This window comes from Allobosea minatitlanensis (assembly GCF_964020775.1).
The window spans coordinates 1,111,429-1,126,763 of sequence record NZ_OZ224509.1 but is presented as its reverse complement, the minus strand read 5'-3'; the positions used below and the strand labels follow the sequence as shown (position 1 = coordinate 1,126,763).

The window sequence follows — 15,335 nt, the reverse complement described above, 5'->3', positions numbered from 1 at the left end:
TTCCGCGTTGACGAAATAATGGAATTATCATTTCATACCGGCGACCAGGCCGTCCGGCCTGGCGTGCAGCGCAGCCGGGAGGATCATATGACGGGACCGCTCAGCGGATCGACGCAGGCGCTCGACGTCATCACCATCGGCCGCGCCTCGGTCGATCTCTACGGACAGCAGATCGGCTCGCGGCTGGAGGACGTCGCCTCCTTCGCCAAATCGGTCGGCGGCTGCCCGGCGAACATCGCCATCGGCACGGCGCGGCTCGGCCTGCGCTCGGCCCTTCTCACCCGCGTCGGCAACGAGCAGTTCGGCCGCTTCCTGCGCGAGCAGCTCGCCCGCGAGGGCGTCAATCTCGACGGGCTGAAGACCGATCCCGAACGGCTGACCGCGCTCGCCATTCTCTCGGTCGAGAGCGACACCTCCTTCCCGCTGCTGTTCTACCGCGAGAACTGCGCCGACATGGCTCTGGAAGAGGGCGACATCGACCCCGCCTTCCTCGCCAGGGCCCGCGCCCTGGTGGTCACCGGCACGCATTTCGCCCGGCCCGGGCCCGAGGCCGCCCAGCGCAAGGCGATGGCGCTGATGCGCCAGGCCGGCGGCAAGGTCGTGCTCGACATCGACTACCGCCCCAATCTCTGGGGGCTGGCCGGTCACGACGCCGGCGACAACCGCTACATCGCCTCGCAGGCGGTCTCGGAGCGGATGAAGACGGTGCTGCCCGGCTGCGACCTGATCGTCGGCACGGAGGAGGAGGTGCTGATCGCCTCGGGCGAGAGCGAATTGCTGCCGGCCCTGAAGACGATCCGCGCGCTGACGCCCGCGACCATCGTGCTCAAGCGCGGCCCGATGGGCTGCATCGTCTATGAGGGCGCCATCTCCGACGATCTGGAGGACGGCATCGTCGGCAAGGGCTTCCCGATCGAGGTCTACAACGTGCTGGGCGCGGGCGACGCCTTCATGTCCGGCTTCCTGCGCGGCTGGCTCGGCGGCGAAAGCCTCGCTACCGCCGCGACCTGGGCCAATGCCTGCGGCGCCTTCGCCGTCTCGCGCCTGCTCTGCTCGCCCGAAAGCCCGACCTTCGAGGAGCTGCAGTATTTCCTCGCGCATGGCAGCCCGCATCGCGCCCTGCGCAAGGACGAGGCCATCAACCACATCCACTGGGCCACGACGCGCCGGCGCGACATCCCCTCGCTGATGGCGCTGGCCTGCGATCACCGCGCCCAGCTCGAAGAGCTGGCCGAGCGGCTCGGCGCCGACCCGGCCCGCATCCGCGGCTTCAAGGTGCTGGCGGTCAAGGCCGCCGCCCGCGTCGCCGATGGCCGGCCCGGCTACGGCATGCTGCTCGACGAGAAGCATGGCCGCGAGGCGATGTTCGAATTCGCCCGCCATCCCTTCACCTGGCTCGGCCGCCCGGTCGAGCGGCCGGGCTCGCGGCCCCTGCGCTTCGAGACCAGCCAGGATATCGGCTCGCTCCTGCCGGAATGGCCGGTCGATCACTGCATCAAGGCGCTCTGCTTCTACCACCCCGACGACCCCGCCGAGCTGAAGCGCGAGCAGCAGGAGAAGCTGCGCGGCCTGTTCGAGGCGGCGCGCAAGGTCGGGCGCGAATTGCTGGTCGAGATCATCGCCGGCAAGAACGGCCCGCTCGGCCCCGACACGGTCGCCCGCGCGCTGGAAGAGCTCTATGCGCTCGGCATCAGGCCCGATTGGTGGAAGCTGGAGCCGCAATCCTCTCCCGCCGCCTGGGCGGCGGTCGAGAAGACCATCGCCAGGCACGATCCCTGGTGCCGCGGCGTGCTGCTGCTCGGGCTCGACGCCCCGGCCGAGGAGCTGGAGGCCGGCTTCGCCGCGACGGCGGGCGCCGCCATCGTCAAGGGTTTCGCCGTCGGCCGCACCATCTTCATGAACGCCGCCGAGGGCTGGCTTGCCGGCAAGCTCGACGACGAGGCGGCGATCGCCGACATGGCCGGGCGCTTCGAGGCGCTGACCGGCCTCTGGCTCGCCACGCGCGGCCGCAAGGCGGCGTAGGAGTGTTCGGCCGGGAACCACCTCTGTCTTTCCGGGGGCGCCGCAGGCGCGAACCCGGAATGACAAGCGCCTCGGTGCACGCGCCCGTGATGACATCGTCACTTGTTGCAAAGAGTCGGAAGCCGACATGACCCGCACCATCCGCCTCACCATGGCGCAGGCGCTGACGCGCTACCTCGCCGCGCAGATGACCGAGATCGACGGGGAGCGCCTGCCGATCTTCGGCGGCGTCTGGGCGATCTTCGGCCATGGCAACGTCGCCGGCCTCGGCGAGGCGCTCTGGCAGGAGCGCGCGCGCCTGCCGACCTTCCGCGCCCATAACGAGCAGGCCATGGCGCACGCCGCCATCGCCTATGCCAAGGCCAACATGCGCCGCCGCTTCATGGCCGCGACCACCTCGATCGGCCCCGGCGCGACGAACCTCGTCACCGCCGCCGCGCTCGCCCATGTCAACCGCCTGCCGGTGCTGCTGCTGCCGGGCGACGTCTTCGCCGGCCGCATCCCCGACCCGGTCCTCCAGCAGGTCGAGGATTTCGGCGACGGCACCGTCTCGGCCAATGACTGCTTCCGCCCCGTCTCGCGCTATTTCGACCGCATCACCCGGCCCGAGCAGATCGTTCCCGCGCTGGCCCGCGCCATGCAGGTGCTGACCGACCCGGCCGAATGCGGGCCGGTGACGCTCGCCCTCTGCCAGGACGTGCAGGCCGAGGCCTATGACTACCCGGAGAGCTTCTTCGCCGAGCGCCTCTGGACGCCGCGCCGGCCCCGCCCCGACCGCGACGAGCTGAAAGCCGCGGCCGCGGCGCTGAAAACCGCGAAAAAGCCGCTGATCGTCGCCGGCGGCGGCGTGCTCTATTCCGGCGCGAGCGAGGAACTGGCCCGCTTCTCGCAAGCGACCGGCGTACCCGTCTGCGAGACGCAAGGCGGCAAGTCCGCCCTGCCCGACGACGCCGCGCTCAACATGGCCGCGGTCGGCGTCACCGGCACGGAAGCCGCCAACCGCCTCGCCGCCGAGGCCGATCTCGTCCTCGCGGTCGGCACGCGGCTCCAGGACTTCACCACCGGCTCCTGGGCCCTGTTCGGAGCGCAGGAGAAGACGATCGTCGGCCTCAACGTCCAGCCTTTCGACGCCGGCAAGCACCGCGCCCTCCCCCTCGTCGCGGATGCCCGCGAAGGCCTGACGGAGCTGGCGCAGGCCATCGGCGGCTGGAAGGCGCCCGAGAGCTGGACCGCGAACGCCAAAGCCGGCAAGGCCGAATGGCGCGGGCAGGCAGACAAGGCGACCGCCGCCGGCAACGCCGCCCTGCCCTCGGACGCGCAGGTCATCGGCGCGGTCCAACGGGCCCTCGGCGCGGATGTCGTCCTGCTCCATGCCGCCGGCGGGCTGCCCGGCGAATTGCACAAGCTCTGGCGGGCCGGTTCGCCCGGCTCCTACCATGCCGAATACGGCTATTCCTGCATGGGCTACGAGATCGCCGGCGGGCTCGGCGCCAAGATGGCGCGGCCTGACAAGGAGGTCGTCGTCATGGTCGGCGACGGCTCCTATCTCATGCTCAATTCCGAGATCGCGACCTCGGTGATGCTGGGGCTGAAGCTCACCATCGTCCTGCTCGACAATCGCGGCTTCGGCTGCATCAACCGCCTCCAGAACGCGACCGGGGGCGAGAGCTTCAACAACCTGCTCAAGGACGCGCGGCACGAGACGCTGCCGGAGATCGACTTCGTCCGGCATGCCGCCAGCATGGGGGCGATCGCGGTCAAGGCAGCCTCCATCGCCGAGCTCGAAACCGCGCTGGCGCAGGCCAAGGCCAACAGCCGCACCACGGTCGTCGTCATCGACACCGACCCGCTGGCCTCGACCGGCGCCGGCGGCGCCTGGTGGGATGTCGCGGTGCCGGAGGTCAGCGCGCGCGCCGAGGTCCGCACGGCGCGGGCGCATTACGACGAACGCCGCAAGCAGCAGCGCATCGGTGAGTAGAAGCATGACCGTCATGGCGAGGAGCGCAGCCACGAAGCCATCCAGGGGCGGCGGAGCGCCAAGTCCTCCCGGATGGCTTCGCCACGCGGGCAATGACGGCAGAGACCATCATCAGGAAAGATTCATATGATCCGCATCGGCGCAAACCCCATCGGCTGGTCGAATGACGACATGCTGGAGATCGGCGGCGACATCCCGCTCGAGACCTGCCTGAAGGAGGCCCGCGAAGCCGGCTTCACCGGCATGGAGCTCGGCAACAAGTTCCCGCGCGAGGCGGCGCGGCTGAAGCCGATCCTCGACGCCCATGGCCACGCCCTGGTCTCGGGCTGGTACTCGACGGAACTGCTGGTCCGCGACGTCGCCGCCGAGATGGCGGCCGTGAAGGCCCATGCGACGCTGCTGCGCGAGATGGGCTGCACGGTGCTGATCGCGGCCGAGACCTCGAACGCGATCCATTCAGACATCACGAAGCCGCTCTCGGCGCGGCCCGTCCTGCCCAAGGCGCAATGGGACGATTTCGGCTCGCGCTACACCAGTTTCGCCGAGGCGGTGCAGGCCGAACACGGCCTGCAGCTCGTCTATCACCACCATATGGGCACGGTGGTGCAGACCGAGGCCGAGATCGACCGCTTCATGGGCGTCACCGGCGCGGCCGTCGGCCTGCTGCTCGACACCGGCCACGCCACCTGGGGCGGCGGCGACCCCGCCCGCATCGCCCGCCACTGGAAGGCGCGCATCCATCACATCCATTGCAAGGACATCCGCGAGGCGGTGATGTGGCGCTCCAACCGCGAGGACTGGTCCTTCCTCGAATCCGTCCTCGCCGGCGTCTACACCGTGCCCGGCGACGGGCTGATCGACTATGTCCGCGTGCTGAAGGAATTGCAGGGCTATTCCGGCTGGATCGTGGTCGAGGCCGAGCAGGATCCGAAGAAGGCGGAACCGGCGGCCTATGCCAGGCTCGGCCATGCCAATCTCAGCCGCTTCGTCAAGGAAGCGGGATTGGCCTGAACGACCCACGCCGCTTTTCTCGGGCGAAGCCGGGCGCAGGCCCGGGAATCGCGGCCAGGAAAGGCGCAACACCCCTTCGGCGGGAGATGCTCGGGCCGGCCCGCGCATGACCTGCCCAACGCATAGGAAACAGCCGATGTCCCACCTCAAGGTCAGACCCACCGGCACGCATGGCCGCGTCACCCATGTCACCCCCGAAAGCGCCGGCTGGACCTATGTCGGCTTCGACCTGCACCGCCTGAAGCCGGGCGAGACGGTCTCGGCGGCGACGGGCGGCCGCGAGGCCTGCCTCGTCTTCGTCACCGGCAAGGGCAGGGTCGCGGCCGGCGGCACGGAGCTCGGCGAGCTCGGCGGGCGCATGAGCCCCTTCGACGGCAAGCCCTGGTCGGTCTATGTCCCGCAGGGCACGGACTGGTCCGTCGCCGCCGCCACCGATCTCGAGCTCGCGGTCTGCACCGCGCCGGGGCTCGGCGGCGGGCTGCCGGTCCGCGTCATCGGCCCCGACGATCTCGGCCAGGAGGTGCGCGGCAAGGGCGCCAACACCCGCCACGTCACCAATATCCTGCCCGAGACCGAGCCGGCCGATTCGCTGCTCGTGGTCGAGGTCGTCACCCCCGCCGGCAACACCTCCAGCTATCCGCCGCACAAGCACGACCGGGACGACCTGCCGCGCGAATCCCAACTGGAGGAGACCTATTACCACCGCCTGAACCCGCCGCAGGGCTTCGGCTTCCAGCGGGTCTATACTGACGACCGCAGCCTCGACGAGGCGATGGCGATCGAGGATGGCGACGTCGTGCTGGTGCCGAAGGGCTACCATCCCTGCGCCACCTGCCATGGCTACGACCTGTATTATCTCAACGTCATGGCCGGCCCGAAGCGGATCTGGAAATTCCACAACGCCGCCGAGCACGAATGGCTGCTGAAGGGCTGAGCGGAGCGGACAACTCCTTCGAACGCAGGACGCGCCGATGGCGACTTGCCGGTTCCATCACCCATGCGCGGCCCGGGAGGGCGCGCATGGGAGGGAGCCCGCAGCGTGCCCGGCGATCGAGAGCATCGGCCCGAAAAGCGGAACGCGGTTTTCGGGAAAAGCCGATGCAAAATCAAAGAGCTAGCGTATCGGACTGAACACGATATTCAGTCCGATACGCTAGCCCGGATTGCACTTGTAGACGGTGCCGGTGGTCTTGCCGCCGGCCCATTTGATGTCGGCGATGTCCGAGAAGACATGGGTGCCGCCCATCTCGGCGCCGCGGATTTTGAGCCGCGTCAGCGTCATCTCGCGATTCTTGTCGAGGGGCAGGATCGCGCCATAGCCGGAAGCGCCGTCGATCTCGCCCAGCTTCTGGCAGTTCTCGACGACGCCCTGCGTATTGGTCACCACGACGATGCTGCTGCGCGAGGTCTGGTAGGCGCAGGCGCCGAGCAGGAGCGCGGGAAGAAGAATCGGGAAACGCGGCTTGATCTTCACCGGAAGGTCTCTCTGGGGGGCATCGAACACATGTTCCGCCGCTTTCGCACAAATGCAAGCCCGCACACAAATGCCGGCCCGGCGCCGCGGGCGAAGCTCCGGCATCGCTCCGGCCGCGACATCCGGGCCGGAGCGGCCCGGCCCCGTCCCGTCGCGCCGGCGATCCGCAACAATTGCCGAAAAACAGCCGTGTGAACTTAACTCAACCGCCACGCTCATTCTTGACCTGCCCACACGGCTGCTTTTAAGTCCGGGCAGGCCAATGGGAGGCTGCAAAGGAACCAATATGCGTAGCATTCTGATCGTAGGGGCCATGGCCGCTCTTCTCGCCGGTTGCCAGACCGCGCAGGAATCGATGGCCGACGCCGAAGTGACCTGCGAGGCCCAGGGCTTCCGCCCCGGCACCCGCGCCTATCAGCAGTGCCGCTCGGCGAACTATGTCGAGAACCGCCGCGCGTCGAACGAGGCGGGCTCGGCCGTCGCGGCCGGCGTCGCCGCCGGCGTGGTCGGTGGCGCCATCGCCGCCAGCGCCGATCGTCACTACTATCGCGGTTACTGGGGTCCGCGCCGCTACTGGTGGTGATCGGATCGGCCTGCCCTCCGGGGCAGGCCTCCGAACCGGACGAAAAAAGCCCTGCGGCTCGCCGCAGGGCTTTCTTTTTGCAGGCGCTTTTTGCAGGCGGCGAATGGCCGCCGCAGATGGCTCAGCGCTTGGCCGTCCGGCGCCGCGGCGCCGCCGGCTCGGCCTCGGCGCGGCCGGAGGTCAGCAGCGAGCCGAGAAGATAGACCGCGATGCCGACGCCGATCAGCGCCGCGACCGGCTCGCGCTCCGCCCGCTTCACCAGCATGCGCCCGCCGCGATCGGCGTATTCGCGCGCCCGCGCCGCATAGTCGCCGGCCCGCTCGGCGTAATCCTCGGCTTCGCCGCGATGGCTGCGCAGCCATTTGCTGCCGGCCTGGAGCGCGCGGTCGCCGGCATCGGCGGCGCTCGAGCCGTAATCCTGCAGCCAGCCGCGCCAGCGGCCGTAATCCGGCTGGTAGCGCTCCCAGCGCGAGGCCGGCGCGTTGCTGCGCAGCGCCGCCCAGGCGATCAGCCCGACGCTGAGCGCCCCGAGCCCGAGGGTCGCCAGCGGATGCCGCTCGACGGCGTTCACGACCGCCTGCCCGCCCTGGCGCGCCGTCTCCAGCGGGTCGGCGTCGCCGACGGCCTCGCTCACCGCGTCCTTGGCGCGGGCATAGCGCTCCTTCACCGCCTCGCCGGCCTTGTCGGCGATCTCGCCGGCCTTGTCCCGCAAGCTGCGCACCGTCGCGCCGGCTTCCTCGCGCGCCTCGTCGAAGTCCCGCGGCACGTCGGGGGGAAAGCTGTTGGTGTTGGCCATCGCGGATGCTCCGTTTCTGAACAGGGTCATGGCCACTGAACCCGGCAGGCGCGGGTGGGTTCCCCCCGGTGCCAGGAAAAGCACGGCGTCATCGAAGCAGGACGTTTCGGCCATCACCCCGTCAAGATTGGATGCGAGGTCAACGGACAACAGGGGCATCAAACGAGAAGGAGACGCTTATGCATGTTCAGCACCTCCAGATCGCGCATCCCTCCGTCCTCTCCGATCCCGAATGGATCGCGCTCGAGAGCATCGAGGAAGAGACCCGGCATTTCATCTTCGACGAGACGATGCTTCATGCCCTGAAGGATCGCGGCCTGGTCGAATCCGATGGTGCGATCTGGCGCGTCACCGAAACCGGCCAGAGGCGGCTGAGCGAGCGGAGCTGATCCGCCCGGCCGGTGCGGTGCGGCGCGTGAAACGCGGCTCGCCGCCCGCCATCGCAGCAGCATCCCCGCAACGGCGCTGGAAATTCTCCGGCGCCGTTGCCATGTGGCAGGCATCCCGAAGCCCCATCCTGCGGAACGCCATGGCCAAGCCCGTCTCGATCACCGTCTCCCACGACCTCGGCCGCGAGGCCGCGCTGAATCGCCTGCGCGGCGGTGTCGACAGCATCCGCGACCGGCTCGGCCTGGTGCGCATGCAGCTCGTCGAGGAGCGCTGGGAGGGCGACAGCCTGCATTTCGGCGTCGCCGCGCTGGGCCACACCGTGCATGGCCGGCTCGATATCGAGGAGGCGCTGGTGCGCGTCGAAGTGACGCTGCCCTGGATGCTCGCGATCTTCGCCGAGAAGCTGAAGCTCGGCGTCGAGAAGCAGGGCCGGATCCTGCTCGAAAAGCCGAAAGCCTGAAGCCGGCGCATGGTCGGGCACGCCGGCGCGGGTGCAGCCCCCGCGCCGCGATATCGTCAGCGCGGAATCGCCCCGCCCGGTCTCAGCCGACCAGCTCGAAGCGGATGTCCTGCGCCCCTTCCCAGAGGGTCTTGCGGCCGAGCGTGTAGAGGTTCTCCAGCCCCGAGGTCAGGGTGATGAAGTGGTTGCCGGAGAGCACCCCGGCCTTGCTGGCGAATTGCACGCCGCCATAGGCGAGCAGGATCTCGGTCTCGCTGACGCCGCCCGGATAGAGGATGATGTGGCCCGGCGCGGGATAGGCGGTGTTGTTCTCGTAGCCGACGCCGAAATCGAGATCGCCCAGCGGCATCCAGACGCCCTCGCCGCTCCAGCGGACATGCACGATCTTGCTGACGAAGGGCAGGTGCCGCAGAAAGGCGGCGCAGGTCCTGGGCGCAGCCTCGAGCTCGAACTTCCCCTCGAAGCTGTAAGGGCCGGCGGTGATGACCAGTTTCTGCATGGGAAGACCGTCTCTCTGAAAGGGGAGCCTGGGACCATGTTGCATGCCATCGCGGACCGGCCCGGCGCAAGCGGCGGCGCTGGAACATCTGCGCCGCCGAAACGCGAAGAATGCGCTGCCGCCGCCACGGTGCCGGCGGCCTTCACCTTGCTCCCCGTCAAGGGGCTGCGTCGGCGTCCGGTTCCGACCGAGCGCCCGGCCGGAAGGCCCTTCAAGAAATCGCTTCCTTGAGGTCGAGCGTGCCGGCCGAGCCGATCGCGGCGTAGTTGCGCTTCAGCCAGCGCTTCGCCGCAGCCCGCCCCATGTCGCGCAGGCGCAGCAGGAAATCCCATTCCGCGTTCATGCGCGAGGAGGAGGTCAGCTCCGCCAGCGGCGGGCCGCCGTCGATGCGGTGCATCAGCACGCGCTTGTATTCCTCGCGCGGCAGCTTGCCGGCATCGACCAGGCGGTTGACGAAGTCGATCGCGCGCAGCTCGCGCAGCAGCGAGGCGTTGAAGGTGATCTCGTTCAGCCGGTCCTGGATCTCGCGCGCCCTGGTCGGCAGCTCCCGCCGCTGGAGCGGATTGATCTGCACCAGCAGGATGTCGTCGCAATGCGCCTCGTAGAACAGCGGGAACAGGGCGGGGTTGCCCATATAGCCGCCGTCCCAATAGGCCTCGCCGTCGATCTCGACCGCCTGGAACACCATCGGCAGGCAGGCCGAGGCCATGACATGCTCGGCGGTCAGCTCCTTGCGCTCGAACACGGCGATCTTGCCGGTGCGGACATTGGTGGCGGCGATGAACAGCTTGACCGCGTCATGCGCCCTCACCTTCTCGAAATCGATCAGGTCGGCGACCACGCCGCGCAGCGGGTTGATGTTGAGCGGGTTGACGTCGTAGGGGCTCGCCACCTTCGAGAACATCTCGAAGAAGACCATGCCCGGCGGCGTGCCGTTGTTGCCCCAGGCGCCGAGCATGGTGTCGATGAGCGAGCGCTCCGAGCCGCCATATTTGCCGTCGACGCTGATCGCCCGCCAGAACGCCTCGAGCTTGGCCCGCGCCCCGTCGGCGCCGCCGTCGATCCAGCCCTCGGCCAGCACGACGGCGTTCATCGCGCCGGCGCTGGTGCCGGTCAGCGCCTCGATGCCGAGGCGCCCGTCCTCGAGGATGACGTCGAGCACGCCCCAGGTGAAGGCGCCATGCGCGCCTCCCCCCTGCAGGGCGAGCGAGATCGTCTTCTCCGCCTTCGGTCCCGCCAGCCCCTTGGCCGGCTCGGGGCGGTGGCTCTGGCGCCCGCTCACTCGGCGGTCCAGCCACCGTCGATCGGCAGGGTCGCGCCGGTGATCGACTTCGCTCCGTCGGTGCAGAGGAAGACGGCGAGCGCCGCGACCTGCTCGACGGTGACGAATTCCTTGGTCGGCTGCCCGGCCAGCATGACGTCGCTGATGACCTGCTCTTTGGTCAGGCCGCGGACCTTCATCGTGTCGGGAATCTGCTTCTCGACCAGCGGGGTCCAGACATAGCCCGGCGCGATGGCGTTGACGGTGATGCCCTTGGTCGCGACCTCGAGCGCCACCGTCTTGGTCAGGCCGGCGATGCCGTGCTTGGCGGCGACATAGGCCGATTTGAACGGCGAGGCGACGAGCGCATGCGCCGAGGCCGTGTTGATGATGCGGCCCCAGCCCTTCTCCTTCATCTTCGGCAACGCCGCGCGGATCGTGTAGAAGGCCGAGGACAGGTTGATCGCGATGATCTGCTCCCATTTCTCGGGCGGGAACTCGTCGACCGGCGCGACATACTGGATGCCGGCATTGTTGATCAGGATGTCGATGGCGCCGAAGGCCTTCTCGCCGGCGGCGATGAACGCGGCGATCTCCGCCGGCTTGGTCATGTCGGCCGGGGAGAACACCGCCTTGACGCCGAATTCCTGCTCCAGCTCGCTGCGCAGCTTCTCGGCGTCGGCCGGCGGCAGGATGCCGTTGATGACGAGGTTGGCGCCCTCGGCGGCGAGCGCGCGGGCATAGGCGAGGCCGATGCCGGAGGTGGAGCCGGTAATGGCGGCGGTACGGTCTTTGAGGAACATGAGCGTCAAGGCTCCTGACAATCGGGGAGAAAATGCTTAGGTTCGGGCCGAACGAGGCAATGCACCGACAGGATATCGCCGCAGGTTGCCCGATGAGTCTTTGCAACGCAACATGACGACAATGCAGCCGAACCCGCATCATCACGGCGACCATGACCATGCGTCGCACGCCCATGGCGAAGGCGGCTGCCGCCATGCCGCGGACCATCGCGCGCATGCGGCGGAAGCGCTGTCGCGCGCCGAACGGATCTGCCGCGAGCGCGGCCTGCGCCTCACCCCGATCCGGCGCAAGGCGCTGGAGGCGCTCCACGCCGACCACCGCCCGGTCGGCGCCTACGACCTCGCCGACCGGATCTCGCCGGAAGGCGGGCGCCGCCTCGCGCCGATCTCGATCTACCGGGCGCTCGACTTCCTGGTGGAGCAGGGCTTCGTCCACCGGCTCTCCTCGAAGAACGCCTATATCGCCTGCCTGCACGGCCATGGCGCGCACGAGGTCGTCGCCTTCCTGATCTGCGAGGTCTGCGGCGGCGTCGACGAGGATTCCTCCCCCGCGATGAAGAAAGCGGTGGCGGCGATCGCCGAAACCCGGCAATTCTCGCCCTCGCACCAGATGGTCGAGATCGTCGGCCGCTGCGAGCATTGCCGGAGCGCCGGTTCGTGATAGAGCAGCCCGCATGAACGAGCGTGCCTTCTCCTACCTGACGCCGGAGCGCGCCGGCCCCCTGGGCCGCCAGGTCACCGTCCCGGTCAAGGTCGGCCATGTCACGGTCGGCGGCGGCGCGCCGATCGTCGTGCAGTCGATGACCAACACCGACACCGCCGATATCGGCGCGACGGTGGCGCAGGTCGCGGCCCTCGCCCGCCAGGGCTCGGAGCTCGTCCGCATCACCGTCGACCGCGACGAGGCCGCCGCCGCCGTGCCGAGGATCCGCGAGCGGCTCGACCGCGTCGGCATCGACGTGCCGCTGGTCGGGGACTTCCACTATATCGGCCACAAGCTGCTCGCCGACCATCCCGCCTGCGCCGAGGCCCTGGCGAAATACCGGATCAACCCGGGCAATGTCGGCTTCAAGGACAAGAAGGACAAGCAGTTCTCGCAGATCGTCGAGCTGGCGATCCGCTACGGCAAGCCGGTGCGCATCGGCGCCAACTGGGGTTCGCTCGACCAGGAGCTGCTCACGGCGCTGATGGACGAGAACGCCCGCAGCCCCCGTCCGCTCGACGCCCGCGCCATCATGCGCGAGGCCATGGTCCAGTCGGCCCTGCTCTCGGCCGAGCGTGCCGAGGAGCTCGGCCTCGGCCGCGAATACATCATCCTCTCGGCCAAGGTCTCCGGCGTGCAGGACCTGATCACGGTCTACCGCATGCTGGCGAGCCGGGCCAACTACGCCATCCATCTCGGCCTGACCGAGGCCGGCATGGGCTCGAAGGGCATCGTCGCCTCCTCCGCCGCGCTCGGCATCCTGCTGCAGGAGGGCATCGGCGACACGATCCGCTATTCGCTGACGCCCGAGCCCGGCGGCGACCGCACGCTCGAGGTCAGGACGGCGCAGGAGCTGCTCCAGACCATGGGCTTCCGCGCCTTCGTGCCGCTGGTCGCGGCCTGTCCCGGCTGCGGGCGCACCACCTCGACGGTGTTCCAGGAGCTCGCCCGCGACATCCAGGACTGGATCTCGACCTCGATGCCGGAATGGAAGACCCGGTATCCCGGCGTCGAGAACCTCAACGTCGCGGTGATGGGCTGCATCGTCAACGGGCCGGGCGAGTCGAAGCACGCCGATATCGGCATCTCGCTGCCGGGCACGGGCGAGGTGCCGAGCGCGCCCGTCTTCGTCGACGGCCGGAAGGTCGCGACCCTGCGGGGCGCCGGAATCGCGGAGGAGTTCAAGGCCATGGTCGCGGATTACGTCGCCCGGCGCTTCGGCGTCGGTATCGCCGCCGCCGGCTGACCCGCGCTCTTTGCCTGCCGTCCGCATTATGCTAGAGGCCCCGGCCTTCCGCTGCACCGCAGCACGCGCGGAGATCCCCCATGGGGCATGAACAACCGGGCCTTTCGACCGTCCGGCCGGAAGATTCCCGCTTCGGACTCGATGACGGCCACGGCGCTGCCGGCGGCCATCACGGCCCCGGCAAGCAGGGTTTCGCGGCGCTGGCGCTCGGCGCGCTCGGCGTCGTCTATGGCGACATCGGCACGAGCCCGCTCTACGCGCTGCGCGAGACCATCCTCGCCGCGACCGGCGGCGTCGAGAACGCGGTGGTCCCGCCGACGGTGGTGATCGGCGTGCTCTCGCTGATTCTCTGGTCGCTCGTCGTCGTCGTGACGCTGAAATATGTCGTGCTGCTGATGCGGGCCGACAATAACGGCGAAGGCGGCATCCTCACCCTCGTCGCCCTCGCCCAGCGCGCGCTCGGCCGCAACAAGAGCCGCACCGCGCTGCTGCTCGGCATGGTCGGCGCCGGGCTGTTCTACGGCGACACCGTCATCACCCCGGCGATCTCGGTGCTGTCGGCGATCGAAGGCGTCAAGCTCGTCACGCCCGTGCTCGACGACTACATCCTCTGGCTCGCCTCGGCGATCCTGATCGGCCTCTTCGTCATGCAGAGCCACGGCACGCACCGCGTCGCGACCTTCTTCGGGCCGATCATGCTGCTCTGGTTCGTGACGCTGGGCTGCCTCGGCATCTACCACATCGCCGACGACCCCACGATCTTCCGCTCGATCAACCCCTGGTACGCCCTGTCCTTCTTCCGCGACCATGCCGGGGTGTCGCTCGCCGTGCTCGGCTCGGTCTGCCTGGCCGTGACGGGGGCGGAGGCGCTCTATGCGGATATGGGCCATTTCGGCCGCGGCCCGATCCGCGGCGCCTGGCTCTACGTCGTCTTCCCGGCGCTCTGGCTCAACTATCTCGGCCAGGGCGCGCTGATCCTCTCCGACCCGAGCGCGATCGACAACCCGTTCTACCGCCTCGCGCCGCAGGGCTTCCTGCTGCCCTTCGTGGTGCTGGCGACGGTCGCGACCATCATCGCCAGCCAGTCGGTGATCACCGGCGCCTTCTCGCTGACCCGGCAGGCGATCCAGCTCGGCCTGCTGCCGCGCATGGAGATCCGCCACACCTCCGAGCAGACCTCCGGCCAGATCTACGTGCCGCGCGTCAACCTGCTGCTGCTCGTCGTCGTGCTGATCCTGGTCTGGTCCTTCCGCTCGTCGTCGAGCCTGTCGCATGCCTACGGCATCTCGGTCTTCGGCACGATGGTGGTGTCCTCGCTGCTGGCCTCGATCGTGATCCGCCGCCACTGGGGCTGGAGCCTGCCGGCCACTGCCGCGATCATCCTGCCCTTCTTCCTGGTCGACGTGTCGTTCTTCTCGGCCAACATGCTGAAGCTGTTCCATGGCGGCTATGTGCCGGTGCTGCTCGCCATGGGGCTGACGCTGGTGATGTGGACCTGGATGCGCGGCACCAAGATCCTGTTCGACAAGACCCGCAAGACCGACGTGCCGCTGCTGGAGCTGGTCGCCATGCTGTCGAAGAGCCCGCCGGCGCGGGTCAAGGGCATGGCCGTCTTCCTGACCAGCGACCCGGAGACGGCGCCGGCCTCGCTGCTGCACAACCTCAAGCACAACAAGGTGCTGCACGAGCGCAACGTGATCCTGACCGTGCGCTCGGCCGACACGCCCCGCGTCGCCGAGGAGGAGCGCGTGCGCCTCGCCCGGATCACCGACGATTTCTGGCGCGTCGACATGGTCTATGGCTACATGGAGAGCCCGAACGTGCCCAAGGGGCTGGCCATGCTGCGCAAGCAGGGCTTCAAGTTCGACATCATGTCGACCTCGTTCTTCCTGTCGCGCCGCTCGATCAAGCCCTCGCCGCAATCGGGCATGCCGATCTGGCAGGACAACCTGTTCATCAGCCTGACCAAGAGCGCGACCGACGCGACGAGCTTCTTCCAGATCCCGACCGGCCGCGTCGTCGAGGTCGGCACCCAGGTCACGGTCTGAGAAACGGCGCTCGGCGAGAGGCAGTCGGCAGTCGTGCCCCTACTGCCGACTGTTGCCCCTC

15 protein-coding genes are annotated in these 15,335 nt (G+C 68.8%); 10 read left to right on the top strand and 5 right to left on the bottom strand.

The genetic code is table 11. The annotated features are described in order from the left end of the window. The first annotated feature begins 87 nt into the window (after nt 1-87). The 4 genes from ACWH43_RS05345 (at nt 88) to iolB (ending at nt 5,945) form a co-directional block, all read left to right on the top strand. Complete coding sequence (locus ACWH43_RS05345) at nt 88-2,022, top strand: bifunctional 5-dehydro-2-deoxygluconokinase/5-dehydro-2-deoxyphosphogluconate aldolase (protein ID WP_158443429.1); 1,935 nt, start codon at nt 88-90, stop codon at nt 2,020-2,022. Nucleotides 2,023-2,149: 127 nt separating this feature from the next. Next, nucleotides 2,150-4,000: a 3D-(3,5/4)-trihydroxycyclohexane-1,2-dione acylhydrolase (decyclizing) gene (gene iolD / locus ACWH43_RS05340; RefSeq protein WP_158443428.1), complete on the top strand. Its 1,851-nt coding sequence runs from the start codon at nt 2,150-2,152 to the stop codon at nt 3,998-4,000. A gap of 126 nt (nt 4,001-4,126) precedes the next feature. Beyond that, nucleotides 4,127-5,011, top strand: a complete 885-nt coding sequence (iolE, locus tag ACWH43_RS05335) for a myo-inosose-2 dehydratase (protein WP_158443427.1) — start codon at nt 4,127-4,129, stop codon at nt 5,009-5,011. Between the two features lie 136 nt (nt 5,012-5,147). Continuing rightward, entirely contained in the window at nt 5,148-5,945 is a 798-nt protein-coding gene (iolB, locus tag ACWH43_RS05330; RefSeq protein WP_158443426.1) for a 5-deoxy-glucuronate isomerase, read from the top strand. A 219-nt stretch (nt 5,946-6,164) separates the two neighbouring features. Here the strand turns inward: iolB and ACWH43_RS05325 are convergent, their stop codons facing one another. Further along, a complete protein-coding gene (locus tag ACWH43_RS05325; protein ID WP_158443425.1) occupies nt 6,165-6,485 on the bottom strand; it encodes a DUF4156 domain-containing protein in 321 nt (106 codons plus the stop codon). Between the two features lie 286 nt (nt 6,486-6,771). Between ACWH43_RS05325 and ACWH43_RS05320 the strand changes: the two genes are divergently transcribed. After that, the gene (locus tag ACWH43_RS05320) at nt 6,772-7,068 is read left to right on the top strand and encodes a hypothetical protein (RefSeq protein WP_158443424.1); all 297 of its coding nucleotides are present in this window, start codon (nt 6,772-6,774) and stop codon (nt 7,066-7,068) included. A 121-nt stretch (nt 7,069-7,189) separates the two neighbouring features. Here the strand turns inward: ACWH43_RS05320 and ACWH43_RS05315 are convergent, their stop codons facing one another. Next, on the bottom strand, nt 7,190-7,864 hold the full coding sequence (locus ACWH43_RS05315) for a hypothetical protein (RefSeq protein ID WP_158443423.1): 675 nt from the start codon (nt 7,862-7,864) through the stop codon (nt 7,190-7,192). Nucleotides 7,865-8,043: 179 nt separating this feature from the next. Here ACWH43_RS05315 and ACWH43_RS05310 point away from each other — a divergent pair, with 179 nt between their 5' ends. Then, complete coding sequence (locus tag ACWH43_RS05310; RefSeq protein WP_260349298.1) at nt 8,044-8,253, top strand: hypothetical protein; 210 nt, start codon at nt 8,044-8,046, stop codon at nt 8,251-8,253. Between the two features lie 140 nt (nt 8,254-8,393). Continuing rightward, entirely contained in the window at nt 8,394-8,714 is a 321-nt protein-coding gene (locus tag ACWH43_RS05305) for a polyhydroxyalkanoic acid system family protein (protein WP_260349299.1), read from the top strand. 82 nt (nt 8,715-8,796) lie between these two features. On the opposite strand, the gene ACWH43_RS05300 is transcribed toward ACWH43_RS05305, so the two are convergent. From ACWH43_RS05300 to ACWH43_RS05290, 3 genes are all read right to left on the bottom strand, one after another. Next, nucleotides 8,797-9,213, bottom strand: coding sequence for a DUF3830 family protein (locus ACWH43_RS05300; protein ID WP_158443421.1), 417 nt, complete (start codon nt 9,211-9,213; stop codon nt 8,797-8,799). Nucleotides 9,214-9,424: 211 nt separating this feature from the next. Beyond that, on the bottom strand, nt 9,425-10,495 hold the full coding sequence (locus ACWH43_RS05295; protein WP_158443420.1) for a patatin-like phospholipase family protein: 1,071 nt from the start codon (nt 10,493-10,495) through the stop codon (nt 9,425-9,427). Continuing rightward, nucleotides 10,492-11,277 (bottom strand): 3-hydroxybutyrate dehydrogenase, encoded by a 786-nt coding sequence (locus ACWH43_RS05290; RefSeq protein WP_158443419.1) that lies wholly within the window; start codon nt 11,275-11,277, stop codon nt 10,492-10,494. The genes ACWH43_RS05295 and ACWH43_RS05290 overlap by 4 nt, the downstream gene beginning before the upstream one ends. Before the next feature lie 112 nt (nt 11,278-11,389). Here ACWH43_RS05290 and ACWH43_RS05285 point away from each other — a divergent pair, with 112 nt between their 5' ends. From ACWH43_RS05285 to ACWH43_RS05275, 3 genes are all read left to right on the top strand, one after another. Further along, a complete protein-coding gene (locus ACWH43_RS05285) occupies nt 11,390-11,938 on the top strand; it encodes a Fur family transcriptional regulator (RefSeq protein WP_260349300.1) in 549 nt (182 codons plus the stop codon). A gap of 13 nt (nt 11,939-11,951) precedes the next feature. After that, nucleotides 11,952-13,226, top strand: a complete 1,275-nt coding sequence (gene ispG / locus ACWH43_RS05280; RefSeq protein WP_158443418.1) for a flavodoxin-dependent (E)-4-hydroxy-3-methylbut-2-enyl-diphosphate synthase — start codon at nt 11,952-11,954, stop codon at nt 13,224-13,226. 80 nt (nt 13,227-13,306) lie between these two features. Next, entirely contained in the window at nt 13,307-15,274 is a 1,968-nt protein-coding gene (locus ACWH43_RS05275; protein WP_158443417.1) for a potassium transporter Kup, read from the top strand. Nucleotides 15,275-15,335: the final 61 nt, after the last annotated feature.

What these genes read in the sequence shown, in the direction of transcription:
- ACWH43_RS05345 (WP_158443429.1), top strand. Translation starts at nt 88, where the DNA reads ATGACGGGACCGCTCAGCGGATCGACGCAGGCGCTCGACGTCATCACC.
- iolD (WP_158443428.1), top strand. Translation starts at nt 2,150, where the DNA reads ATGACCCGCACCATCCGCCTCACCATGGCGCAGGCGCTGACGCGCTAC.
- iolE (WP_158443427.1), top strand. Translation starts at nt 4,127, where the DNA reads ATGATCCGCATCGGCGCAAACCCCATCGGCTGGTCGAATGACGACATG.
- iolB (WP_158443426.1), top strand. Translation starts at nt 5,148, where the DNA reads ATGTCCCACCTCAAGGTCAGACCCACCGGCACGCATGGCCGCGTCACC.
- ACWH43_RS05320 (WP_158443424.1), top strand. Translation starts at nt 6,772, where the DNA reads ATGCGTAGCATTCTGATCGTAGGGGCCATGGCCGCTCTTCTCGCCGGT.
- ACWH43_RS05315 (WP_158443423.1), bottom strand. Translation starts at nt 7,864, where the DNA reads ATGGCCAACACCAACAGCTTTCCCCCCGACGTGCCGCGGGACTTCGAC.
- ACWH43_RS05310 (WP_260349298.1), top strand. Translation starts at nt 8,044, where the DNA reads ATGCATGTTCAGCACCTCCAGATCGCGCATCCCTCCGTCCTCTCCGAT.
- ACWH43_RS05305 (WP_260349299.1), top strand. Translation starts at nt 8,394, where the DNA reads ATGGCCAAGCCCGTCTCGATCACCGTCTCCCACGACCTCGGCCGCGAG.
- ACWH43_RS05300 (WP_158443421.1), bottom strand. Translation starts at nt 9,213, where the DNA reads ATGCAGAAACTGGTCATCACCGCCGGCCCTTACAGCTTCGAGGGGAAG.
- ACWH43_RS05290 (WP_158443419.1), bottom strand. Translation starts at nt 11,277, where the DNA reads ATGTTCCTCAAAGACCGTACCGCCGCCATTACCGGCTCCACCTCCGGC.
- ACWH43_RS05285 (WP_260349300.1), top strand. Translation starts at nt 11,390, where the DNA reads ATGACGACAATGCAGCCGAACCCGCATCATCACGGCGACCATGACCAT.
- ispG (WP_158443418.1), top strand. Translation starts at nt 11,952, where the DNA reads ATGAACGAGCGTGCCTTCTCCTACCTGACGCCGGAGCGCGCCGGCCCC.
- ACWH43_RS05275 (WP_158443417.1), top strand. Translation starts at nt 13,307, where the DNA reads ATGGGGCATGAACAACCGGGCCTTTCGACCGTCCGGCCGGAAGATTCC.